Source organism: Methylomicrobium lacus LW14, assembly GCF_000527095.1.
In the GTDB taxonomy this organism is placed as follows: domain Bacteria; phylum Pseudomonadota; class Gammaproteobacteria; order Methylococcales; family Methylomonadaceae; genus Methylomicrobium; species Methylomicrobium lacus.
Map to the genome: position 1 here is coordinate 2,249,381 of NZ_AZUN01000001.1, position 23,403 is coordinate 2,272,783.

Here is a 23,403-nt window from a genome sequence, read left to right on the forward strand (position 1 = left end):
GCATGGAAAATAATAGACCTGTGACTGGGAGAAAAATCCTTATCATCATGGTCATAAGCATTGTTTGTCTTATAAATTTGCGCTATTCACCGCAACGACCAAACGAAAACTGAGTATGGCCCGTTTTTTGCTGGGCTTTATCAAAACTTTTTACAGAAAAAGTTTACACCCATTGGATAAGGAGACTTTATGATACGAATCGTTGAAAAATGGAATGACGCGGAGTTGATCTGTGATAATTACGGCTATCATTTGCGCGTGTTTTTGGGCACTCAATTGCGGTCGATCATCAACGTGACCGCCGAAGACGACGACGAAGCGATCAAAAGAGCACGGCGCGCCATCTACCTCTTTCTGTCCTGATGCGAATGGGCTAAAACCCCCGGTTAACGCAATTTAAGCCGTCAGCCAACTTACTTCGGCGCACCAAATTGGCGCTGCAAGTCACAAATCGGGTCATTATTTCCCACCTGATCAAAGGCTGGGTCCTATTGAGCGCGCATCGAAAATGTTCGATGCATGAAAAAATACCGCCGCTTTGCGATAATAACAGCACTCAACGGACTCACGCTGTTAATAAGCCATGTATAAAACCGGACTCTCGCTGTTCTTGGCGGCTTTCATCTGGTCGGGCATTCACCCGAAAGACTATCCGACCTGGATAATGGAAACCCTACCCGCCGTGATCGGCATGATCGCGGTCATCGCGACCCGAAATCGCTTTCGCTTGACGCCGCTGGCCTATTGGCTGATCCTCGCGCACAGCATCATTCTGTTCATCGGCGGTCATTACACCTACGCGGAAGTCCCGCTGTTCGACACGATCAAGAGTGTTTTTGGCCTCGAACGGAATAATTACGACAAACTCGGCCATTTCATGCAAGGCTTCGATCCGGCGATCGTCAGCCGGGAAATCCTGATCAGAAACGCGGTTTTCCGCAGCCGCAACTGGCTGAATTTCATGATCCTCTGTTTCTGCCTGGCACTCAGCGCCGTTTACGAAATGATCGAATGGGGAGCGGCCTTGTTCAGCAAAGACGGCGCCGAAGCCTTTCTCGGCACCCAAGGCTATTCCTGGGACACGCAATCGGACATGGCTTTTGCCCTGGCCGGCGCGGCGCTGGCGTTGATCGCATTGAGCCGCACGCATGACCGCCAATTGGCAAGGCTGCTTTAGCCCGATTATCGCCCCATCGACTGTTGATATTCAGACACCCCGTCAACACCTAATCGACACCGCCAGCCGAGCAAATCGGCTTTGCAGCCCCGACCCAAAGTTTTGACAACTCCCGCATATGCAAACTATCATCCAGACCCCAATCATGACGGACGCAAGGTGTATCCCGTCCGGCACCAGGAATTCATGAAACCACTCAAAAATATCTGCGTCTATTGCGGCTCCAGCCCCGGACGGCTAAAAGCTTATGCGGACGCCGCCCGCGCCCTCGCCGAAGCCCTGGTAAGCCGCAACATCGGCCTCGTTTACGGCGGCGCCAGCATCGGCATCATGGGCGCGGTAGCGGATCATGTGCTACAGCTAGGCGGCAAGGCGGTCGGCGTAATTCCCGAAGCCTTGATGCGCAAAGAAGTCGCGCATTATCGGCTGAGCGAACTCTATGTCACGCAATCAATGCACGAACGCAAGATGCGGATGGCGGAACTGTCCGACGGCTTCATCGCGCTTCCGGGCGGCCTCGGCACACTGGAGGAACTGTTCGAGATTTGGACCTGGGCCCAGCTTGGCTTTCACGACAAGCCTTGCGGCTTGCTCAATGTGGAAGGCTATTACGATCCGTTGATCGAATTTCTGGATCACGCGGTAACGGAACAATTTGTCCACCCCTCTCACCGCGCAATACTGATTGTGGAAAGCGATCCCGAGAAGTTGCTGGACCGCTTTGCAAATTACCAGCCCCCGATCGTCAAAACCTGGGTAGAGAAGGACGAGATTTAAAGCGAGTCGGGAGCAGACGTTTGGCCGCAGGGCCGTAGGTGACGATAGGAACCGCATCAATCGCGAACGATGCGATACGGTTCGTTCCTCACCACACCTCACTCCAGAAAAAGTATATCATTGAGATGCTTAACGGAGAGCCAACCGAGCATCACCCTTTCCAATTCAACTTTTTTCAATTTATCTCTGGCTGAATCGCATGAGTTTTAATTAACGATGCGGGATCCCAGTTCCGCACGCCCCAGTCCAGCAGTTCCGGACAGGATGCCTGCTTCAGCTCAACCGGCGGCTTTTGCCGCAATAATTCCAGCAGTTTGAACATCACCGCAGGCGCATTCCGCAAGGTCACCGCCTCGGCCAGCGTCTGCTTGCTGAGCTTATAGCCGTGGCTGTCGATGATGATCGGCACATGCAGGTAGGAAGACGTCGGCAGGCCGAGCAGTTGTTGCAGAAAAATCTGTTTCGGGGTCGAGTCGACGAGGTCGAACCCTCTAACGACATGCGTGATGCCTTGCAGCTGATCGTCGATCACGCAGGCGAGCTGGTAGGAAACGATGCCTTCCTTGCGCTTCAGGATGAAATCGCCGTGTTCGGTCGCGAGGTTCTGGCGAATGAGCCCTTGCAGCCGGTCTTCGAAGACGATGTCGCGGCCGTCGCTTCTGGCGCGCAAGGCAAAGGGCTGGCCGGATGGAATCGCGGTCCGGTTTCGGCACAGCCCCGGATAGATGCCGTGCCGGCCGGGCAGTTCGGCCAGCAGCTTGCGGCTGCAAATACAGGGATAGAGTTGGTCTTCCCGCTGCAACCGGGCCAGCGCCTGTTCATAGTCGGCCAAGTGCTGGCTTTCGTAATAAACCGCGCCGTCCCAATGCAGGCCATAAGCTGCCAACGTCTCTAATATGCTGCCGACGGCGCCCGGCGCATTGCGCGGCGTGTCGATGTCGTCGATGCGCAGCAGCCAACGGCCGCGCCGGGCGCGCGCATCGAGGAAACTCGCCAGCGCCGTGTAGAGAGAACCGAGATGCAAGGGACCGGTCGGCGACGGTGCAAACCGGCCGACATAAGGCTTAGCCCCCGCCACGGCGCGGCGAAAGATCAGCCCATTTGTTTTTCGCGGATTTCATCCAGGGTTTTGCAATCGATGCACAAGGTCGCGGTCGGACGCGCTTCTAAACGACGGATGCCGATTTCGATGCCGCAGGACTCGCAAAAGCCATAACCGCCGGATTCGATTTCCTTCAGCGCTTCGTCGATTTTCTTGATCAGTCGGCGCTCGCGGTCGCGGGTCCGCAGTTCCAGGCTGAATTCGGATTCCTGTGTGGCCCGGTCGTTCGGATCGGGAAAGTTGGCTGCGTCATCCTGCATGTGGTGCACGGTGCGGTCGACTTCCTTCATCAGTTCGGCTTTCCAGTTTTTTAGAATGTTCTCAAAATGCTTTAATTGAGCATCATTCATGTATTCTTCGCCTTCCTGTTCCACATAAGGCGTAAAACTGAACGGTGATGCACCAACTTTAGAACTTTCGATCATCCAATAACTCCCAAGGGATAGGCTAAATAAACCCTATATTTTTAGCAGAATAGTTACGGGTTGGCAAGATTTATTGGTATCATTCTGTCTTTTGAAACGAGCGGCAACAGCATGAGCTTAAGGGTAGCGGAGCGAATTTCGGGCATTCAGCCTTTTTATGTGATGGAACTGCTCAGGCGTGCGAAGGAACTGGAAGCCGAAGGCCGAGACATCATTCACATGGAAATCGGCGAGCCGGATTTTATGACGCCGCCAACGATCCTGAAGGCGGCGATTGCGCACACCGCGACCGGCGACGTCAAATACACGTCGGCGGCGGGCTTGCCCGAACTCCGAGAAAAAATCGCGGCATTCTACCGCCTGAGATACGGCGTGACGATCCCGGTCCGCCGCATCTTTGTGACGCCCGGCGCGACCGGCGCGTTTTTGCTGGCCCTGGGCGCGAGCCTGAATCCGGGCGAGGAAGTGTTGATGGCCGACCCCTGCTATCCCTGCAACAGCAATTACGTGCAGCTTTATGACGGCAAAACCCGCACGATCCCGGTCGACGCGGACAGCCATTATCAATTGACCGCCGACCTGATCGAGCGCCATTGGTCGGCCTATACCAAAGGCGTCCTGATCGCCTCGCCTTCCAATCCGACCGGCACGATGATTCCGCGCGACGAGCTCAAAAAAGTGATCGCCACAACTCAACGGCTCGGCGGCTGCTTTTATTCGGACGAGATTTATCACGGCCTGGTCTATGGCGAGACCGCGGCGACCGCGCTCGAATTCAGCGACGAAGTCTTCGTGATCAACAGTTTCTCGAAATATTTCGGCATGACCGGCTGGCGTATCGGCTGGCTGATCGTGCCGGAAATCTTTATCGAGGCGACCGAAAAACTGTCCCAAAACATCTTCATCTCGACATCGAGCGATGCCCAGCATGCCGCGCTGGCCGCCTTCGACGACGCCACGCTCGCCGAACTGGAAAGCCGCCGCCTCGAATTCGAAAAGCGGCGTGATTTCCTGTACGATGCGCTGGTGCGGATCGGCTTTGAGGTACCGATCAAACCGGAAGGCGCATTTTATATCTATGCGCGCTGCGCCAAATTCACCGACGACAGCTTCAAGTTCGCGCTGGACCTGCTCGAAAGCGAAGGCCTCGCGGTCACGCCGGGCAAGGATTTCGGCACGCACGAAGCCCATCATGCCCTGCGCTTTGCCTATACGACCTCGCTCGAAAAATTGGCGGACGCGGTGCAACGACTCGAACGATTCATCAATACAAGGTAACACATGGCAGTCACAACTTTATCCGCAACCGACCTGAAAGATCGCCTGGCGCAAGGCGCCGACCTTTTCCTGCTCGATGTCAGGGAACCGCAGGAATATCACTATGCGAACATCGACGGCAGCACGTTGATTCCGTTGCAGCAAATACCGCAGCGGATTGCCGATCTCGACCCGGCGCGGGACATTGTGGTGATCTGCCATCACGGCATGCGCAGCATGCAGGCGGCCAATTATCTGGCGCAGCAGGGCTTTGCGAACATCGCGAGCCTGACCGGCGGGATCGACGCCTGGTCTCTGCATTGCGACAGTTCGGTGCCGCGTTATTGAGGGAAGACCGGGGCGGATCGAATCAGGCCGCCCCTCTCCTGCCGGAAGATCAGGATTTCAGCCCGTAGACCTTTAATTGGCTGCCGATTACCCGGTCCGTTCCGGGCGCCAGGCGGTAGATCATCACATACACCCGCCCGTTGGCGACAACCGGCGGAATCATCTTGCCCATCAGACCGAGCCCGCCTTGATTATCGTCGCCCGTTCTGAACAATCGGCGCAATTTACCGCCTGGCAGAATCGTTGACGCATCGTAGGCGACCAACTGACTGTCGCCGAAACTCTTGTTGCTGTCGCCGAATTTGGCATAAATCCCCCAGACGATCGCGGTATTGAAATCGATCGCATCCGTGGCCGCCGGCCGCCCGGAGATGGAAAGCAAGCCGCCGGGCATGCCTCCAGGCGATCGCATATTGCCCGAGGCGATTTCCGATCCTTGCGCACGAAACGTCGGCAAGGTATCCGGCCCGGTAAAAAAATTGTAACTCTTGAGCTGCGAGTTTTCGCCCCAGACATAGACGATACCCCGCGCCGCATCGCGCTTGGCGTACGCCATCGCATGGATGTGGTGCATGCGGTTGTTTTCCGGGCGCAGATCGCTGCATGGTAGGAACCAATTGCGGGTGCCGTCGTCGACATCGCCGGGATCGGGACAGGGAATGCTCGCGTTCAACCGATTCGCGCGCGCCCAGTTTTCATTCACATCGCCGCCATCATAGGAGGCGACCAGCGGCGGCCTGAACATCAGCTTGTTGAAGCGGTCGTTTTGGCCGAGATCGTTTTTATTCAACGCGTAAATGAGGCCGTCCTTGGTGCCCTGGAGCAGCATGTTCGACCCCGGAATCAACATCGGGCTGGTCGCGCCGAAATCCCAATCCGACCCGGCCTTGTTGATTGCCGCGCGGCCGCAGGAAACCTCGGTCTTGTTGTCCGGCCAGAGGCAGCCATCACCGGAAGTCCGCTCGTCGAGAAAGGCCTTGTACCAATCGACTTTTTGCAGCAGCGGCCGGCTGCCGCCCGCACCGGGCACGAAACGCAGCTTGATCATGCTTTCGGTCAGGTCGACGCCGCCGTTGTTCGAGGTGCCGTTCGAAGTCGCGACGTAAATCGTATCGCCTTCGGTGACCGGAGCGCCGCCCGCATGCCAGATGCCGGCGCCCCAGTTATTGAAAGCGGTCGCGCAAAAGATGCCCGGCTCGCGTGAAAAGCCGGTCTGCCCGAGCAAACCGCGGGTATCGTAGGCGATCACGAAACCGTGCGGATTTTTACGTCCGCCCTGAAAGCTTTCCCCATTGGCCGCGAAGGCCAGCACCAACCCGTTATTGCCGGTCAACGCCAAACCGGCACGCAATTTAGGATACACATATTGTTGAGTTTGGCCGTTTTCGGTAAAAACCGCATCCGCATCATTGAACCAGCAACCATTGCCTTCCTGCGATTGCCCGAAGATGCGCACCGGCGGCGATTTCTGCATGCCGTTCATCGGATTCAACGCGAACACCTTATAGTCGCGATAGCGGTTGTCATTCGCATTTTTGCGCATCCAGGCCACCACATACAAGGTATTGGTGGCCGCATCGATGACCGGCGTGGCGGCGATACCCCAGGTTGGCGTATGCCCCCAAGCATCCATATCGGCCGAATCCGCTTCAACACCCAAATCGACTTCGTACAAACGCTGATTCGTGCGTGCGCTGATACCGATCACCTGGTTCTTCATCGTGGTCACGATCACCAGATCGTCCGCTCCGACGCCGCCTTGCACAACCAACGGCTGCGTTTCGACCTTCGCGTCGAAATCATGCGTTCGCAACAGGCCGAATTGATTGGCATTGACATTCTGCTTGTTCAGAATGAACTCCTGATTATTTGCGGCGGTGCGGAAAGGGTTGCCGGCACGTTCCAGAACGCTGACCGCGAAGGCGCTTCCCGCCCCGACACCCGCCAGCACAGCCGTAAAGACTAAAACAGTAGATTTCCAAAGCATAACTCCCCCTGTAGATTAAGTGGACGCCGCCACAATGAAGGAAACACCAGTTCTTGTCAAGAGCCTGATTATAAGTGCTAGCCTTTCATTTTATTGTCATTTTTTGCATACCCCCCCGCTCCTTTTCCGCGCACAGAATCCCTGTCGCACCGATTTTATGCCTTCTACAAAGGATTGAAATTAAAGCTTTTCCTTACACCACAAACCTTATATAATGGTAAGTTTTATCGGGGCATTTGCCTCATCCTTGCTTTACCGCTCGCGCTTAGGTTCGGCGGAAGGCTTCAACCGTAAGGAAAAACCATGCGACATTACGAAATTGTCTTTTTAGTCCATCCTGACCAAAGCGCTCAGGTACCTGCGATGATCGATCGCTATAAAGCCGTCATCGAAGGCGCTTCCGGTTCGATTCACCGCCTGGAAGACTGGGGCCGCAGACATTTGGCCTACCCTATCAACAAGATCCACAAAGCGCATTATGTGCTGATGAACATCGAATGCGACCAGCCGACACTGGCGGAACTGGAAAGCAACTTCCGTTTCAACGACGCAATCCTGCGCAGCATGACCCTGCTGCAAAAACAAGCGGTCACCACGCCTTCTTCGATCGCGACGCAAGCCGCTGAAGAAAGCAGAAACGCCGAAGTCAAAGCCAAGGAAGCCGCCGCTCGCGCCGCTGCCGCTGAAGCCGAAGCTGTAGCCGACGAAGACATCGAGGACTTCGACGCCGACGAATTGGCTGCCGACTAACCCATCAACCTAACAGGATTAAGAGAACATCATGGCACGTAACGCAAGACGTAAAACTAAAGGCTTCGGCGCCACTAACGGCGTGGAAATCGATTACAAAGACCTGAACTTGCTGGGTGACTATGTCACCGAAACCGGCAAGATCGTACCCAGCCGCATCACCGGGGTCAGTGCAAAATATCAAAGACAGCTGTGCACCGCGATCAAGCGCGCACGCTTCATTGCGCTGCTGCCTTACTGCGACGCACACAAATAATTGAGCCAGACCAGGTAAGACTGTGAGAATTTTGGCGGATTACATCATGCGCGGGCGAACACAGGCCATTATCGTGGCCTCGACGCTGGCACTGCTGTCGCTGAAATTCCCGCCGATCAGCATTCTCAGTTCGGCCACCATCGCACTCGTCACGCTCCGGCGCGGCGCCGTCGAAGGCCTGTACATCCTGTTCGGCGCCGGCATCGCCGCCGCCCTGCTCGGTTATTTCGCGATCGACAACTTTCAATTCGCCCTGCTCTACGCAATGCTGTTGTGGTTGCCGGTCTGGGCGATCTCGATCATCCTGCGGGAAGGACGGCAGTTGTCCCTGGCGGTTGAAATAGCGGTCTTCATCGGCATGCTGGGCGTTGCGGGATTTTATCTATTCATAGATAACCCCGCCGCGCTGTGGACCGCACTGCTCGAGCAGATGATGCAGCAAGCCGCACCGCTCCAGGACATCAAGAACTGGATCGGCGAATTCTCCCATTACATGACCGGCATGTTTGCCGCCGGCACCGTATTCAGTCTGTTGTTCGGACTGTTTCTCGGGCGCTGGTGGCAATCGCAGCTGTTCAATCCGGGCGGATTCAAACAGGAGTTTTTGCTGCTGAACACCAGCCCGAAACTGGCGATCAGCAGCCTGATCGTGCTGGCGGTCGCATTTTTTGCTACCGAGACCGTGGCCGAAGTTGCATGGAACATGACCATTTTGTTGTTTGTGCTCTACACCGTCATCGGCACCTCGGTGCTGCATGTGGTGTTCTCACAAACCCCAATCAGCCGCTTCGCGGTGCCGCTGTTTTATGTGACGCTGTTTCTGGTGCCGCAAGTCTTACCCCCGGTCGCTGTCGTCGGCCTGATCGACGCGTGGCTTAACCTTCGTAAAAGAAATTCGAATCAAACGAGCGCCTGAGGGCGCCATTTATCGGTTAAACGTCCGAATAAGAGGATTAAAAGATGGAAGTTATTTTGCTTGAAAAAATAGCGAACTTGGGCGCCCTGGGTGACAAAGTCACGATCAAGGCCGGCTATGGCAGAAATTATCTGATACCGACCGGCAAGGCAGTTGCTGCAACCACCAAAAAAATCGCCGAGTTTGAAGCGCGTCGCGCGGAACTCGAAAAAGCCGCCGCTGCAAAGCTGGCTGCCGCGCAAGCACGCGCTGCCGCGATCAGCAAACTGCAAATCGTGATCACCCACAAAGCGGGCGACGAAGGCAGATTGTTCGGCTCGGTCGGCACCCACAACATCGCCGAAGCGATCACCGCGGCCGGCGTTGCGGTTGAGAAAGCGGAAGTGCGTCTGCCGCACGGCGCGATCCGCCACATTGGCGAGTACCCAATCGACATCAACCTGCACTCCGATGTCGTGGTGACTCTGCCGGTCACGATCGCTGCGGAATAAAAACGCTTCCTAGCGATTCTTGCCGGGCGCTGATCGGCGCCCGGTTTTAGGCACTTCTTTGCCGATCTTGCCCTGTTTCCGCGCAATCCGGAGACACCGTCTTCCGATTATCTCCGCATCTCCCCCGCCCTTTCTACGCGTCGATTCTTAGACCAGTTCCCGCGCCTTCGCAAAGGCTTCCCTGAAATCCAGATACAACGGCCGCTCGGCCTCCAGCAGCAAGCGCAATAATTTATTTTGCAGCTTGTATTTGACATCGCCGACCGCGAGCGCGCCGATGCCGACCGCGCCAGGTGATTGTTCCGCATTCAGCAAAGGCTCGCCATAATGACTGCGCTTGACGCCTTCGATGCCGAGCGGCGGCACCGCATTGATGTCGGCAGCAACCTTCAGATTTTTCGCGGCCTTCAACACCCCGGCATTCAACACCTGCACACCGGCTTTCGCGGTACAGAAAATAATATCGACATCGGCGATCAGTGCGGCTTTTTCCGCATCGGAACCGGCAAATGCGCCCCTCATATGGCAGTCGAAGCGGCGGTTATAGGCCGCGGCAATTTCGTTCGCGGTTTCGAGCGACAAGTGATCGACGATCGCGACATCGAGACCGGCCAGAGAGGCGATCACGCCGGTCGTGATGCCGACCGCGCCGGTGCCGCCGAAAACCACAGCCTTGCAATCCTTGAAGGTCTTGCCGTGCTTCGCGGCCAGCTCCTTTTCGACACAGGCGACCAGCGCCGCGGCGGTCGTAAATGCGCCGCTCGGGTCGGCCAGCACCGAAACTTCAAACGGCGGCACCATCGCGCGCTTAGCCGCGGCGAGCATGTCGATCGCGAGGCCGATATCGCGCCCGCCGATGAACACCGCAGTCCGTTTGACGCCGGCCGGCCCCCGCGAAAAGATCGCGTCCTGGGTCAACCCATTCACGCTGTCCAGCTTGACGTTGCTATAGGGCATCAACACGTCAAACCCCGCATCCACCGCCATGTTGATATCGAACGGGCTGTTGTTGGGCATCGGGTCAAGCATGTGAAGTATGCTGCGTTTTTCCATCGGTGATCCTTGTTTCGTTGCTGGAGAGCGTAATATAAAAGGGAAAGACTAAAATACAAAGAACATCTTTGCTTGCGGAGGAAGACGGATAAGCCAAGCCGAAATGAAGCAGGGCGGGAACGCTAAGCCGGGTTTCATGTCTGAACCCGGCCCCCGGAATTTTTGGAACCGGGCACTCCATTCGATACCCGGCTTCACCTTCGCCGTAATTTAAGGATGGGTTTTGATATATTCCCGCGCGACTTCGAAAGCATGGTCGAAATGCAGGTAAACCGGCTTTTCGGTGCTGATCATTTTCTTTAGCAGCAAGTTCTGCGCCTGATATTTGACATTGCCGATCGCGAGCGCGCCGATGCCGACCGCGCCGCTGATCGAACCTGCGATCGGCGTACCGTTATGGAACGCATCGACGCCGGCGATACCGGCCGGCGGCACCGCATTCACATCCGCCGCCACTTTCAGTTGCGGCGCCGAAGCGATCAATTGCGCGCTCAACAGCTCGATGCCGGCCGCGCCGGTTGCAAACACCACATCGGCGGTTTTGATGTACTCGGCCTTGTCTGCGTCCGCGCCGGCCGTGATCGTGATCTCGCCCTCGCCGAATTCATTGCTGCACATGTCCGCCACGCTTTGCGCTCTATCGAGCTGGCGGCCGATGATTCTGACATTCGCGCCCGCGCGCGCCGCAATCACCGCCGCGGCTTGACCGACTGGCCCCGTGCCGCCGAGCGCCAGGATGTTTTTGCCTTCCAGCGTGGTATTGAATTTATTGATCAATTCGCGCTCGACCGCCGCGACCATGCCGGCCGCCGTCGTGAAAGCGCCGCTCGGATCCGCAAACACCGAGACTTCAAAAGGCGGCACCATCGAGCGTTTGGCGATTTTGAGCATGTCCATCGCCTGTTTGGTATCGCGTCCGCCGATAAAGATGCCGGTGCGTTTCAAGTTTTTCGCGCTGCGCGAAAAAATCGCATCCTGAACCAAACCCTGAACTTCGCTCGGTTCGACATTGATATAAGGCACGGCCGAAATCCAGCCGGCATCCATCGCCATATTGACGTCGAACGGACTCAGATTTTTGGCGGTTGTCAGCATGTGTAAAATAAATGGTTTTTCCATGGTACTACCCCCTTAACTAAAATAACCGTAAAGTATAAAAGAATTCCCTCAGCAAAAACAATCAAAAGCACCTGACGGATTTAAAATAGCCTGGAATTTGTGTATGATCTGGGATTTTACCAGGGAAATTCGCCCCTTTATCCGATGCCTTCCCGCAAAGACGAACAACGCCGCACAGCCCGCCTGGCGCGCGATCGACAAACCGACAAGGATGCGCTCAGCGCGGCTCTCTGCACCCGAATCAACGCGCAAGCCGCCTATCAAGCCGCCGACACGGTGCTGTGGTATATCGGCTGCAAATCCGAGGTCAGAACGCTGCCGTCCTTGCGCTTCGAACTGGATAAGCACAAGCGCATCGTGATTCCTTATTGCACGCACGACGAGCACGGCCGGCGCAAGCTGGGTTTGTGGCATCTTCAAAATCTTGCCGAACTGGCGCCCGGCACCTGGGCTATTCCGGAGCCGCCGAAGGCGCGCTGGGGCGAAGCCGGCAAGGAAGTTTCGCCTTCCGAACTCGATCTGATCATCGTTCCGGGCGTCGCGTTCGATCTGCATGGCGGCCGCCTCGGCAATGGCGCGGGTTATTATGACCGCCTGCTTGCCGGCATAAGAAAGGATACGGTGTTGTATGGCGTCTGTTTCGAGTCGCAGTTGCTGGATCGGGTCGAGATGGACGCTCACGACATCCCGATGGACTTTGTGATCACCGAAAAAGCCCTTTATCCCTGCCGCGAACGCTAGCCAGCACGATGGATTTAAACACAATAAAGAGCGGACTGGCGACTTCGCCCGCCTTCGTGATCGATAAGGACGCCCTGCGCGCCAATTTACAAACCCTGGCCGAACTGAAGAAACAGAGCGGCGTCAACCTGTTATATTCGATCAAGTCGCTGCCCTTGTCGGAGGTCTTGCAAACGGCAAGGCCCTTCGTCGACGGCTTTTCGGTCAGCTCGCTGTTTGAAGCCCGGCTCGCGAAAGAAATCCTGCAAGAAACCGGCAGCATTCATCTGACGACGCCCGGCATCCGGCCGGATCAGATCGACGCCTTGAGCGAGTGCTGCACCCATATCAGCTTCAACTCGCTAAGCCAATTTCAGCGCTTTAGCCCGGCGTTGCGCGGCAAGGCATCGGCCGGACTGCGGATCAACCCGAAGCTATCCAATTTAAATGATGAACGCTTCGACCCTTGCCGCCCGCATTCCAAACTCGGCGTGGCGATCGAGGACCTCGAAAGTCTGGATTCCTGGGCGGGCATCGAAGGTCTGCATTTGCACAACAGCTTTTCCGCGACCGCTTATAGCGCGTTGATCGAAACCCTGCAAAAGATCGAAGACCGTTTTGGCGACAAGCTAGGCCAACTCGACTGGATCAATCTCGGCGGCGGCTATTTATACGGCAACATCACCGACCATCGCCCGTTCATCGATCTCATCCTGCGGCTCGAAAGCCGCTACGGCGTGCAAGCCGTTATCGAGCCCGGCAAGGCGGTCGTCGGCAACGCGTGCCATCTGGTCGCGGCGGTGCTGGATGTTTTCATCAGCGACGGCAAGACCGTCGCTATTCTGGACACCAGCGTCAACCATCATCCCGAGGTGTTCGAATACCAGCGCCGGCCCGACCTGGCCGAGCATCAGCCGGAAGGCCAATATGCGGCGATTCTAGCCGGCAGCACCTGCCTGGCCGGCGATCTGTTCGGCGAATACCGCTTCGCGGCGCCGCTCGCGATCGGCGACAGGGTCGTGTTCACGCACGTCGGCGCCTATAGCCTGGTCAAGGCGAATCGTTTCAACGGCTGCAACCTGCCCGATATTTATATCGCCGGCGACGGCAGGCTCGACTGCGTGAAACAGTTCAGCTTTGATGATTTTCGCAGACAATGGCGATGCGAACGGGATAGATTCTTGAACCCGGCAGCGGCCTTCACCGCCTAAGGATTCGGTCAAAATTAACTATCCGAAAGCCACGGTTAACGGATTGCGCCATAAAATTTTTCGTGCCTTTCGTGATTTTCGTGGACAATGCGTAACATCAGCCATTAATTGACTACAGGAATTGCCATGAAAGCCATCATGATGACCGCCGCCGGCGGCCCCGAAGTCTTGTCGCTCCAGGACATCGACGAACCCCAAATTGCCTCGCCGACCGACATCAAGGTCAAACTGCATGCGGCCGGCGTCAATCCGATCGACACCAAGGTCCGCAGCCGGGGCGTGTTTTTCCCGAATCCGCTGCCGGCGGTACTGGGCTGCGACGGTGCGGGCGAAGTCGTCGCGGTCGGCGCCGCGGTCGACCGCTTCAAACCCGGCGACAAGGTCTGGTTCTGTCATGGCGGACTCGGCCGCGAACAAGGCAACTATGCCGACTATACGGTGCTGGACCAACGCTGGGCCGGCTTGGTGCCGACGACCTTGTCGTTCGCCGAAGCGGCCGCCTCCCCGCTGGTGTTGATCACCGCCTGGGGCGCGCTCTTTGACCACGGCGGCCTGCAGGCCGGCCAAACCGTGCTGATCCACGCCGGCGCGGGCGGCGTCGGCCATGTCGCGATACAGCTCGCGAAACTGAAAGGCGCGCGCGTGATCACGACGGTCAGCTCCGAACAAAAAGCCGAATTCGTCGAGGCGCTGGGCGCGGACGAGGTGATCAATTATCGAACCCATGACTTTGCCGAGGCGGTCGATCAATTGACCGCCGGCAAGGGCTGCGATCTGGTTTTCGATACGGTCGGACCTGCCGTATTCGAACAAAGCATTCCGGCCACCGCGCATTTCGGCCGCCTGATCACGATCCTCGACCCCGGCGCGCTGAACTGGGCCGAAGCCCGGATGCGCAATCTGCTGATCGGCTTCGAGTTGATGCTGACGCCGATGCTCAGGGACTTGCACGAGGCACGCGACAGGCATGTGGCTATGCTGAACCAATGCGCAACCTGGTTCGACCAGGGCCGCTTACAGATTCATGTCGGCGAGCAATTGCCGCTGGCGGACGCCGCGCTCGCGCACGCAAAGATCGAAGAGGGTCATGCCCAAGGAAAAATCGTATTGACGATTTAGCCCTGCCCGATCGCCAAATCATTTGCGGTCACAAAAAAAAGGCGCTTAACCTAATCGATTAAGCGCCAACATCCATAACAACATTGGAGGAGAGAACTCACAGCTCCATCCCTAGAACACATCATTTACTCAGCATTTTTGGTGCCAAATTGCAATGCGCCTACCCGCCCCCTCATTGAGCGACCGCGCAGTTCTGCCATCAGACTGGATGCTGAGGAGATTGACCCTGAAAAAGCCGCGCCATCCGATCCCGGCAAGTCCCGACTGTTACCCTAACGCATTAAATCGTGCACTAAAAACAGGATTTTTGTGGGTTTTTGAGCGATGATTGCACACCTATAGTGCGTATCCAGCATGTTAGAGACAGACTTGACCCATGTTTCGATTTGAAAAGAGAGCATGAAAACGGACATCCAGACCATTGTTAGCGGCTACGGTAAGATTTTTTTGATCCTGTTTTGATAATCCGCCTCGGACAATACCCCACTGACGCCTTCGCGTTGATGCGCCGCATCGAAGAAATAAGTTCTGGGTATTTCGCCATACCATTTCGGATCCATTTCATAACGGAGTTTTTGCGTGTCCTCCTCCGCAAAAACCCAGTTTTCCACATCGGCCAAATGAATTTTGCCCAAGATTTGTTGAATTTCCTCGCTTGCGCTTAAATCATCGGCGGCCAGCAGGACGATTTTGAGTTCCGGTTTTTCCTGGTGGATTTGGTGCAGCAACGCCATGTCTTTCATACAGGATGGACAATTGACCGACCACACCGCCAGGATGAACGGTTGACCGGCATGGCTTGCCAAAATCTGCGGGTAGCTTCCCGAAACAAAGGCTTGCAGCGTGGTGGACGGGACGGTGACCTCCGTTTTTTCGGCCGGCAAGCGTTCATCACCGGCCTGAGCGATCCGAACGACTGCGACCAAGACAATCAATACCAGGCGGGCAAAAAGGGTTTTTCGTGACATGGAAAATAATCGAGAAATTTTGAAGTTTTCAATGCAGAGGTATCAGGCGGTATCCTTCGGTTTTGCTGTTCCAGGAAACGAAAATGCCCTGCTGATGGCTTAATAAAAAAGGATAGTCGGCTTCGTTCCTGGCTTCGGCGACCGCTCTCGCGGCAGACCAGCTCTGGCCACTGTCGCCGGACTCCATGACCTGAAGCTGCGTTTTAACACCGTCATATTCAGTCCAGGCCAGAACGACATGCTGTCCCTGCGCCATAATGTCGGGATGGCTGGGCAACCTTTCGGCGTTTCCGAACGGTAAGGGATCGGAAACGTGTTCGCCCTGATCGATCGAATACGCATAAAACACTCCCTGCCGGACGCCGCCTTGCGTAAACCAGGCAAGATGGAAGCGGTTGTCGGCGCCGACCGCCAGGGCCGGACCGTGTTCGGGACAGGCCTCGATCTTCCATTGATCGACGGTCGCGCGCCGCAATAAAGGCGGCTTGCCATCCTCCTGCAGCAAGATCAAGCCATGATCGCGGATACTGCCGGGGTAAATAAAGCGCGCCAGCAACACCGGTCGCTGCTTATTGTCCAACGCCGCGGCAATGCGGCAACACTCGCAAAGCGTGTCGGCGACCTTGCTAACCATCTCCCCGGAAGGGCTCTTCGCCGCCAGGACAGTCGAATAAATCGCATTGCCGGGCAGCCTCCAGTCGCTACGATCGCGCTCATCATGCCAAAAAGCGTAAACCCGGCCCGCCTCGCCGGGAATTAATTTTGCTTGATAGCGGTTCGCTTCTTCCTCCTTGCCGCCGACCGGCGCGGGCGAAGTAAAATGCAGGCCGGCGTCCGCCGACACGCTGGAATAAAGCATCGCCGGTTGTTTTTCGCCTTCGGCCGGATAGATCACATAGACATTTCCGGCGCGATCGACGGTGATGCCGGGATGATTTTCACCGCTGACCTTGATCCGCTGCGACTCGGGATTAATCACCACAGGCGCGCTGAAAGTCTTGCCCTGATCGGTCGAATAGTCGACATAAATATGCTGTTTATCGGGCGTGGCTCGCCATAATTTGCCGTCAGGGCCGAAAGCCGCGGCTACCTGCAATCCGCCGTGAACATGAACACGGCTCGCATCGGAATCGACGGGCTGTGTGCTTTGCGCACAGGACAGCAGGCCGAAAGCGCCGATCAAAAAAAGCCAGCCCATCCAAGAAGGTCGACGCAACGCCACGCTCGAGCTATATCCCGCATTCATTGCCATAGAGAGGCCCTACGCTTCATCGTCACAAAATAACACTCCACGCGACTGACTGCACACTAAAATGCCGCAACGAGACGGTAAACGATCCGGTAATCCGGCGGTGTTTGATAGCCGTTAAAATCCTTTACGATCGGCGCCCCAAACGACAAGGCGGTATTCCAATGCTTACCGCCGGAAAAACGGACGCCGGGCGAAATATACACCGTATTGCCGCCCGAATTCGGATCGGATAAGCCGCCGGTTTCTTGTTTGTCGCGCCACTCGCCGTTAAGTTCCAAAATAGCCGTCCACGGCGCATTGTTGCTGGAAGCGAAAAACGCATTACGCACCGGCGCGCCGAAAGCATAGGAAAGCGCGATGTTGTATTCGAACGAATCACCCAGATTGGTATTTTGCGCGCCTTTCGTCGCGACCGTATAGAGTCCGCTGGTATCAAGGGAGAACGCCCCCATCGTTCGCGTAAAGGCAAGCCCCATTGAAGGATCCCAGGAACCGCTGCCCGGCTGATGATGCGCTTCAAAGAAATTGCCTTGATTGTCCTTGACCGAAGTTCGGCCGGTCGGCGTTTTCAGGCTGAAAAGCAGCGCCACATGATTCAAATTGTCGTCGGTATGAAAAAAACGGTACTGACCGAAAAACCTAACATCGCCAAAACCGTTAGCGTCGCCCATTTTGGTCACGTGATCCACAGGCGAGCCCTCATCTTCAGGCTCATCCGGCGAACGAATGTTGGAGCGCAATATATAGGGCACCCGCAAACCCAGCGTCAGATCGTCGGTGACTCCATAGGCGGCAAACACAGACGGCTGCAAATAGGTGCCGATGCTATGCACATCGCCATGGGCATCGTCGACCGCATTATTCTTCAGGCTGAGTAATTCAGCATCCGAAGCGCTATCGAAGCTCGTGAAATTGGTCACGATGCCTCCCGCCCACATACCGTCCGGCAAAGAAACCGCCGTTTGCGTGATAACCGGCGCGGCCGTGCCGATACCGAAACCGAGGGATCCGTGATCCGCAAACACCGCACGGCTTTGCGCAAGCATGACCGGAGCCAAAAGGATAGCCGGCAAGATTTTTTTGAACTGTTGCATAGGCTTGATTCCTTATAGGATAGAAAAAGAATTTTGATGAATATTGATTATTTGAATTCGAAATGGGCTATCGACCATTCAATGAGACACCTGACATTCAACGGCATGCTTCTGCCAACCCTTTATTAGGATTTTGCTAGGTATTCATACCACTATTTTTCTTGACCCTGCTTTGTTCTAATGGCGCCAAACATTTGGGTATTTTGTCTCTCACCAATAATAAATTAAACCATTTACTTACTGTGCACAAGGCGAAATTGATTTTACCTTAAGGCGGCTAGGTTTTGATTTTTAACCCTCTCCTTTATCACCGCAATCCAGGCATACAACGCCGGAAACTTACAGAAATTCATTTTCCGTTGCATAACCGGCATGAATTTATTCTTCATAGGGGTAAACCCTAAAATTAAGGACCGGTAATATGAAAACGCAAATATTCCGCCATTTCCAATACACGATGTTGTTAGTCATGTTGACAATCGGCTTGCAGCCGGCTCATGCGGCGGCCTACTTGCCTCTCGTGAATAACCCGCTGCCGGAAATGCTCAAAAAAGTCGTTCCCGGCGTCGTGAATATTTCGACCCGGACACGAATCCGCTACGAAGAAAACCCGTTGCTGCGCGACCCGTTCTTCCGGCGTTTTTTCGACATTCCGAATATGCCGCTGGAACGCGAAAGACAGAGCCTGGGCTCGGGCGTGATCATCGACGCCTTAAAGGGCCATATCATCACCAACAACCATGTGATCGACAAAGCCGACAAGATCACCGTCACGCTACAGGACGGCCGCAATGTGGAAGCCAAGCTGGTCGGCAGCGACCCGACCACCGATGTGGCACTGATCCAGATACCCGGCGGCAATCTGGTCGAACTACCGAAAGGTAATTCGGATAGTTTGCAGGTCGGCGATTTTGTGGTCGCGATCGGGAGCCCTTTCGGCTTGGGGCAAACCGTCACCTCGGGTATCGTCAGCGCCTTGGGCCGCCGCAGCCTGGGCATCGAGGGCTACGAAGACTTCATTCAAACCGACGCCTCGATCAATCCCGGCAACTCCGGCGGCGCCTTGGTCAATCTGCAAGGCGAACTGATCGGCATCAATACCGCGATCGTCGGCCCCAGCGGCGGCAACGTCGGCATCGGTTTCGCGATTCCGATCAACCTGGCCAATCAGGTTGTCAACCAGATCATTCAGTTCGGCAAGATTCAACGCGGCCAGCTCGGCATTCAGATACAGAACCTGACGCCGGACCTAGCCAGTGCGTTCGGGATCAAACAGCAGCATGGTGCGGTGATAGCCGGCATCGTGCCGGGCTCGCCAGCCGAGAACGCAGGACTGCAAAGAGGCGACGTGGTGATTGCGGTGAACGGCCAAGCCGTGGACTCCGCCACCAAGCTGCACAATCACATTGCCCTGATGCAGGTCGGCGACATGGTCAGCCTGGATATCCTGCGCGACGGTGGCGAACTGAATATCAAGGCCAGGATCGCCAAACCGGTCGCGGTCAGACGGCCGCAGCCGTATTAATCTTCGATCGAAAGTCCGCGGTTTGTAACGCTTTACGGCGTTCCGAACCGCAGCTCAAGCGTGGTCGATACAGACACCGGTATCGCTGCATAACAGAGGGCATGCAAATGTCACCAACAGTCATAGTTCCTTCGCCTGGAATAATGCAGAGAACGGCGATGGTATGGACAGATTACCCTTTGGATATTTTGAATTTTTACCGATACGCTTTTTCATCGTTGGTTTTCCATCTTATAAATCACATTGACGCTATTTCTAAGCATGATCGTGGCAGGAGCAAAAATGATTTGCGATGAGCTTCTGTCGTCGCTACCCATCATGCTTTTTTTGAAATAGCCAGGCGCATTGAATCTGTCTCCAATAGCATCAAAACTGAGTTTCGAAATACCATATACAGAACCCAGTTTAACGCCAATCCCATTGGCCATATTCTCAGCCTGTTTTTTCGCATCGGCGCAAGCCTCAGCCATCAAATTTGCCTCGATCTCTTTTCGCTTCACGATGTCGAAATCCGCGTTGATATCCACGACGTTCTTCATTTTCAGCAAATTTTCGTACAAAGGGATGTAATGCGTCAGACCACGCAGCTTGACCTTGAAGCGCTGCGTTACCTCATAACCGCTGATTTTTTGATTTTCGTCATCTTTCCGGTACTGTTTGTCTATGTTGTAAGTTTCAAAATCGTGTTCCGGAATTCCCATTTCTTTGAACAACGCAATCAACTCCACTCCCCGTTTATAAACCACATCAAGCGCAGCCTCCGGTTTCGAGTCCTGCACTTCTACTGTGAAGGTAATTGTCGCCATATCGGGCGGGACTTCCTTTTCCGCACTTCCCCCGACGTAGATAAAAGGAAATTCCGGCAATTCTTTTGCCATGGCAGCGGTCATTGACGATAGCAGCATGACAACGATAGCAGTGATGTTCTTCATAACTCTGATGTCCTTTGGGCTTGAAAATGGATCAGCCTAGGCAAAGGCTGGGCGCGATTAGACTAACATATATGCTAAGTTACCATTAAAGCAATCACAAGCCATTCAACAAAAATCCGTTGCCGGAATTGCGCCATACCGCGCTAAAATGCCGGCTTTCACAACAACGTTAAATAGACACTGTCATGACGCAATGCAACGCTATCTCCTGCGAATTGCACGATTACATCGAAATCGCCTGCATGTACGGCTACCGGGTCAAACTCGAATTCAAAGACGGCCAAAGTCTTGAAGGCAAGTTGGTCGATGTGATGACGACGGCAGAAAAGCGGGAATTTTTGGTGATCGACAACGGGCAGAAACAGCAGGTCGAACTGAACCAACTCGCCCGGATGACAACATTGACGCCGAATGCGTCTTTTAAAGAAGTGGCGTTTTAACAACGCACAGGATCTTGGCTGGACGGCGTTTGAAACGCCGTCCACTGCTGAGGACGGGATAGGAAATCCCGTCCCGCTTTGAAATTCCGTTAAAAGGTAATTTTGCCGTATACGGTCGCGTAAGGCGCATTATCGCGCAGCTTTTTATAGACCACTTGCGGATACCAAGTGCTTGATGTCGAAGGCAGTGTAACCAGCAAGTCGGCCTTCTGGCCCGGCGAAATGTCGAAACTGGTCACGGTCTTCGACGTCGGCAGGGCGCGGCCGTCGCGGATATAAACGGTGAACGCTTTCAGATTGCCGGCCACGTCCTTGATTTGAAAAGTCGAATTGGTCGAATGCATGCCGATCAGGCGAAACGCGACCTTTTTATTTTTCGCCGCCGACAGGGTCTGGGCCGGCGCGGAAGTCGTTTTGCCTTCCTTGCCGCCGAGCAGGAAATACTGCGGATTGTAGTCGGCAAAGACCGTCGAATCGCCGCTTGCGCTATGGTAGGCAGGGTCTACCGTACTCAACACATAGACCTGCGAATAATCATAGGCCGTTGCCGGATCCTGATTCAGACGGTTCAGAAAATTGCCGGACGCATCGCGCGGCCGCACGATCACGGCACTATACATCCCCATTTCCAGATGTTTGACAGTGTGCACATGGCAATGATAGGCATAACTGCCTTCATGCCCGACAGACGGCGACCAGGTGTAAGTATCGCCGGTGACGGTGTTGCCGTTCGTTTCGGGCACGCCGTCCTCGCTGGTTTGAACATCGGCGCCGTGCAGATGAACGGTGTGACCGTTATAGGGGAACGATTCCTGCGGCGTCATCATATTCACGTTCAACGTCAGGTTCAGCGTATCATTGGCGCCGATTTCCAGAATAGGCCCCGGGGTAGTTGCGCTGCCCATCATGCCACCTCCCCCCATTCCTCCACCGCCCATCATGCCGCCGCTGCAATCGTAATAACCCCAGAATGAGACCGATTGACCGCTCAGAGACTTGTTCAGCGAGCCGACGCAGAGGGTTTTGTTAATGGTAGCCGCCGATAGCGGCGATGAAGCCAGGCCTATGACGCTTAACAATAGAATGGATACTGATTTTTTCATGGGTTTCCTCCTGGATTATTGCATCATGATCATGGTGGCACCGCCGTTCAAATACACCCCATTGGCGGTCTCGGACTGGGCGGTATGAAAGTGCATCGGGTATTCGCCGGTCTGGTTGACGGTATAAAGCACTTCGGCCACGCTCATCGGCGGCACATTGATCGTGTCTAGCTGTTCAAACGGCACTGGCTGACGGTTGCCGTTGATGTTGATGACCTCGAAGTGATTGCCATGGAAATGCAGCGAGTGGCTGAATTGTCCGGCATTGACGATGCGCACCAGCGTCACCTCGTCCATCATGCCCATGATCATCGTGCCATGGTCCATCATCGCGTCGAAGCCGCCGAGGCCGTTGATCATGAAATAATTCGGCTTGTACACCGAAGTGTTGACCGTGCCGCCTGTGGATGCGACATCGTTCCAGCGCGGCTTGTCCATGTCGCTGATCACCCAGGTGCGCTCGTGGTCATAGGCGGGGCCGCCGCTCCAGGCGGTATTGCCGTTGTCGGCCGGGCGCACGATGAAGGCGCCGTGCATGCCCATTTCCCGGTTGATAGTGTTGTTCAGCGTGTCGCTGTACAGATAGCTGCCCGCGGTCGGCGCGGTGAACGAATAGACCTTGCTGCCGCCCGGCGCGATCGGATTGGTATCTGTCGTCACGTTTTGGACGACAAAATTATGTTGCACCGTGCGGTGGTTATACACGGTCACGTTGACCGTATCGCCTTCATTGACCGCCAAGGTCGGCGCCGGCACGATAGGCAAGCCGGCCGTTTGCCCATAGCCCCACACCGACAGGGTGGTGCCGCCTGCGCCGGTGATGGTTAAATCGCCGTTATCGATGTGTAGTGTAAAGTCTCGCACCGCCGCCACCGCGTCGGTTTGCAGAATACAATGCTGTCCTATCAGCAACAAGGCATAAAAGCCCAATTTTTTAAGCATGTTTCTTTCCTTTAGTTAATGAGATTGCCGGTGTCCCCGGTCTTTTTATATCCCACGCTTGACGGCGACGGCTTTCAGGCTTTGCCATCGAACAACGGGCTACAAGATCGCATTTAAGGCAAGACGCATGCCAATTACTTTATGTCGATAAACTAATGCTTTTGAGGGGGATTGAGAAAAAAACAGGTCATATGCCACAGAATGGGTGTGGCATATGACCTGTTTTTTGATCCATAGAAGAAGGCTCGGAATAGCAGGTGAATGGCGTAAAATAGCTCAGACCATTTCCGTGAATGATTACCCCACCCGCCGGTCGGGTTTTGCAAACCCGACCGTGACGTTTCGTATCCTTTGCCATCGCGCAAGGCACAAAACGTAAGCAACGGGGTTGGAAACCCCGTCGCGCTCATTCCTATCGGCAAACATTAATTCATCGAAT

At 55.2% G+C, this 23,403-nt stretch carries 25 protein-coding genes; 14 read left to right on the forward strand and 11 right to left on the reverse strand.

What is annotated here, in order from left to right; all coding sequences use genetic code 11:
- The first annotated feature begins 189 nt into the window (after nucleotides 1–189).
- From METLA_RS23210 to METLA_RS0110190, 3 genes are all read left to right on the forward strand, one after another.
- Entirely contained in the window at nucleotides 190–363 is a 174-nt protein-coding gene (locus tag METLA_RS23210; protein ID WP_198408465.1) for a hypothetical protein, read from the forward strand.
- A 220-nt stretch (nucleotides 364–583) separates the two neighbouring features.
- A complete protein-coding gene (locus tag METLA_RS0110185; RefSeq protein ID WP_024298453.1) occupies nucleotides 584–1,177 on the forward strand; it encodes a DUF2238 domain-containing protein in 594 nt (197 codons plus the stop codon).
- A gap of 186 nt (nucleotides 1,178–1,363) precedes the next feature.
- Nucleotides 1,364–1,954 (forward strand): LOG family protein, encoded by a 591-nt coding sequence (locus tag METLA_RS0110190; RefSeq protein WP_024298454.1) that lies wholly within the window; start codon nucleotides 1,364–1,366, stop codon nucleotides 1,952–1,954.
- Between the two features lie 175 nt (nucleotides 1,955–2,129).
- Here METLA_RS0110190 and gluQRS read toward each other — a convergent pair whose 3' ends face one another.
- Both gluQRS and dksA read right to left on the reverse strand, forming a co-directional pair.
- Nucleotides 2,130–3,032 carry a tRNA glutamyl-Q(34) synthetase GluQRS gene (gene gluQRS, locus METLA_RS0110195; protein WP_024298455.1) on the reverse strand — a complete coding sequence of 301 codons (903 nt, stop codon included), beginning with the start codon at nucleotides 3,030–3,032 and terminating at the stop codon, nucleotides 2,130–2,132.
- Nucleotides 3,033–3,046: 14 nt separating this feature from the next.
- Nucleotides 3,047–3,481 carry an RNA polymerase-binding protein DksA gene (dksA, locus tag METLA_RS0110200; RefSeq protein WP_024298456.1) on the reverse strand — a complete coding sequence of 145 codons (435 nt, stop codon included), beginning with the start codon at nucleotides 3,479–3,481 and terminating at the stop codon, nucleotides 3,047–3,049.
- Between the two features lie 111 nt (nucleotides 3,482–3,592).
- Between dksA and METLA_RS0110205 the strand changes: the two genes are divergently transcribed.
- Entirely contained in the window at nucleotides 3,593–4,759 is a 1,167-nt protein-coding gene (locus tag METLA_RS0110205) for a pyridoxal phosphate-dependent aminotransferase (protein ID WP_024298457.1), read from the forward strand.
- Between the two features lie 3 nt (nucleotides 4,760–4,762).
- Nucleotides 4,763–5,086, forward strand: coding sequence for a rhodanese-like domain-containing protein (locus METLA_RS0110210; RefSeq protein ID WP_024298458.1), 324 nt, complete (start codon nucleotides 4,763–4,765; stop codon nucleotides 5,084–5,086).
- A gap of 49 nt (nucleotides 5,087–5,135) precedes the next feature.
- Here the strand turns inward: METLA_RS0110210 and METLA_RS0110215 are convergent, their stop codons facing one another.
- Entirely contained in the window at nucleotides 5,136–7,073 is a 1,938-nt protein-coding gene (locus METLA_RS0110215) for a hypothetical protein (RefSeq protein ID WP_029646582.1), read from the reverse strand.
- Nucleotides 7,074–7,376: 303 nt separating this feature from the next.
- Between METLA_RS0110215 and rpsF the strand changes: the two genes are divergently transcribed.
- The 4 genes from rpsF to rplI are packed head-to-tail and all read left to right on the forward strand — an operon-like array spanning nucleotide 7,377 to nucleotide 9,486.
- Nucleotides 7,377–7,823, forward strand: coding sequence for a 30S ribosomal protein S6 (gene rpsF, locus METLA_RS0110220; RefSeq protein ID WP_024298460.1), 447 nt, complete (start codon nucleotides 7,377–7,379; stop codon nucleotides 7,821–7,823).
- Between the two features lie 31 nt (nucleotides 7,824–7,854).
- Entirely contained in the window at nucleotides 7,855–8,079 is a 225-nt protein-coding gene (rpsR, locus tag METLA_RS0110225) for a 30S ribosomal protein S18 (RefSeq protein ID WP_024298461.1), read from the forward strand.
- Nucleotides 8,080–8,101: 22 nt separating this feature from the next.
- Complete coding sequence (locus tag METLA_RS0110230; protein WP_024298462.1) at nucleotides 8,102–8,995, forward strand: YybS family protein; 894 nt, start codon at nucleotides 8,102–8,104, stop codon at nucleotides 8,993–8,995.
- A 44-nt stretch (nucleotides 8,996–9,039) separates the two neighbouring features.
- The gene (gene rplI, locus METLA_RS0110235) at nucleotides 9,040–9,486 is read left to right on the forward strand and encodes a 50S ribosomal protein L9 (protein ID WP_024298463.1); all 447 of its coding nucleotides are present in this window, start codon (nucleotides 9,040–9,042) and stop codon (nucleotides 9,484–9,486) included.
- Nucleotides 9,487–9,633: 147 nt separating this feature from the next.
- On the opposite strand, the gene METLA_RS0110240 is transcribed toward rplI, so the two are convergent.
- Nucleotides 9,634–10,539 (reverse strand): NAD(P)-dependent methylenetetrahydromethanopterin dehydrogenase, encoded by a 906-nt coding sequence (locus METLA_RS0110240; RefSeq protein WP_024298464.1) that lies wholly within the window; start codon nucleotides 10,537–10,539, stop codon nucleotides 9,634–9,636.
- A gap of 210 nt (nucleotides 10,540–10,749) precedes the next feature.
- On the reverse strand, nucleotides 10,750–11,658 hold the full coding sequence (locus tag METLA_RS0110245; RefSeq protein WP_024298465.1) for an NAD(P)-dependent methylenetetrahydromethanopterin dehydrogenase: 909 nt from the start codon (nucleotides 11,656–11,658) through the stop codon (nucleotides 10,750–10,752).
- Nucleotides 11,659–11,802: 144 nt separating this feature from the next.
- On the opposite strand from METLA_RS0110245, the gene METLA_RS0110250 reads away from it, so the two are divergent.
- From METLA_RS0110250 to METLA_RS0110260, 3 genes are all read left to right on the forward strand, one after another.
- Nucleotides 11,803–12,399, forward strand: coding sequence for a 5-formyltetrahydrofolate cyclo-ligase (locus METLA_RS0110250; RefSeq protein WP_024298466.1), 597 nt, complete (start codon nucleotides 11,803–11,805; stop codon nucleotides 12,397–12,399).
- Between the two features lie 8 nt (nucleotides 12,400–12,407).
- Nucleotides 12,408–13,589 (forward strand): type III PLP-dependent enzyme domain-containing protein, encoded by a 1,182-nt coding sequence (locus tag METLA_RS0110255; protein WP_024298467.1) that lies wholly within the window; start codon nucleotides 12,408–12,410, stop codon nucleotides 13,587–13,589.
- Nucleotides 13,590–13,715: 126 nt separating this feature from the next.
- Nucleotides 13,716–14,708: a zinc-dependent alcohol dehydrogenase family protein gene (locus tag METLA_RS0110260; protein ID WP_024298468.1), complete on the forward strand. Its 993-nt coding sequence runs from the start codon at nucleotides 13,716–13,718 to the stop codon at nucleotides 14,706–14,708.
- Between the two features lie 431 nt (nucleotides 14,709–15,139).
- Here the strand turns inward: METLA_RS0110260 and METLA_RS0110265 are convergent, their stop codons facing one another.
- The 3 genes from METLA_RS0110265 to METLA_RS0110275 all read right to left on the reverse strand — a co-directional run bounded on the left by METLA_RS0110265 (nucleotide 15,140) and on the right by METLA_RS0110275 (nucleotide 18,022).
- A complete protein-coding gene (locus METLA_RS0110265) occupies nucleotides 15,140–15,676 on the reverse strand; it encodes a TlpA family protein disulfide reductase (protein ID WP_024298469.1) in 537 nt (178 codons plus the stop codon).
- Nucleotides 15,677–15,704: 28 nt separating this feature from the next.
- Nucleotides 15,705–16,874, reverse strand: a complete 1,170-nt coding sequence (locus METLA_RS0110270; RefSeq protein WP_024298470.1) for a sialidase family protein — start codon at nucleotides 16,872–16,874, stop codon at nucleotides 15,705–15,707.
- A gap of 110 nt (nucleotides 16,875–16,984) precedes the next feature.
- A complete protein-coding gene (locus METLA_RS0110275) occupies nucleotides 16,985–18,022 on the reverse strand; it encodes a transporter (RefSeq protein ID WP_024298471.1) in 1,038 nt (345 codons plus the stop codon).
- A gap of 421 nt (nucleotides 18,023–18,443) precedes the next feature.
- On the opposite strand from METLA_RS0110275, the gene METLA_RS0110285 reads away from it, so the two are divergent.
- Nucleotides 18,444–19,547, forward strand: a complete 1,104-nt coding sequence (locus METLA_RS0110285) for a Do family serine endopeptidase (protein WP_024298472.1) — start codon at nucleotides 18,444–18,446, stop codon at nucleotides 19,545–19,547.
- A gap of 212 nt (nucleotides 19,548–19,759) precedes the next feature.
- On the opposite strand, the gene METLA_RS0110290 is transcribed toward METLA_RS0110285, so the two are convergent.
- Nucleotides 19,760–20,479 carry an SIMPL domain-containing protein gene (locus METLA_RS0110290; RefSeq protein WP_024298473.1) on the reverse strand — a complete coding sequence of 240 codons (720 nt, stop codon included), beginning with the start codon at nucleotides 20,477–20,479 and terminating at the stop codon, nucleotides 19,760–19,762.
- A 185-nt stretch (nucleotides 20,480–20,664) separates the two neighbouring features.
- On the opposite strand from METLA_RS0110290, the gene METLA_RS0110295 reads away from it, so the two are divergent.
- Nucleotides 20,665–20,919: a Rho-binding antiterminator gene (locus tag METLA_RS0110295; protein WP_024298474.1), complete on the forward strand. Its 255-nt coding sequence runs from the start codon at nucleotides 20,665–20,667 to the stop codon at nucleotides 20,917–20,919.
- An 89-nt stretch (nucleotides 20,920–21,008) separates the two neighbouring features.
- On the opposite strand, the gene METLA_RS21445 is transcribed toward METLA_RS0110295, so the two are convergent.
- Both METLA_RS21445 and METLA_RS0110305 read right to left on the reverse strand, forming a co-directional pair.
- Nucleotides 21,009–22,022 carry a multicopper oxidase domain-containing protein gene (locus METLA_RS21445; RefSeq protein ID WP_051459768.1) on the reverse strand — a complete coding sequence of 338 codons (1,014 nt, stop codon included), beginning with the start codon at nucleotides 22,020–22,022 and terminating at the stop codon, nucleotides 21,009–21,011.
- Nucleotides 22,023–22,037: 15 nt separating this feature from the next.
- Nucleotides 22,038–22,964 (reverse strand): multicopper oxidase domain-containing protein, encoded by a 927-nt coding sequence (locus METLA_RS0110305; RefSeq protein WP_024298476.1) that lies wholly within the window; start codon nucleotides 22,962–22,964, stop codon nucleotides 22,038–22,040.
- Nucleotides 22,965–23,403: the final 439 nt, after the last annotated feature.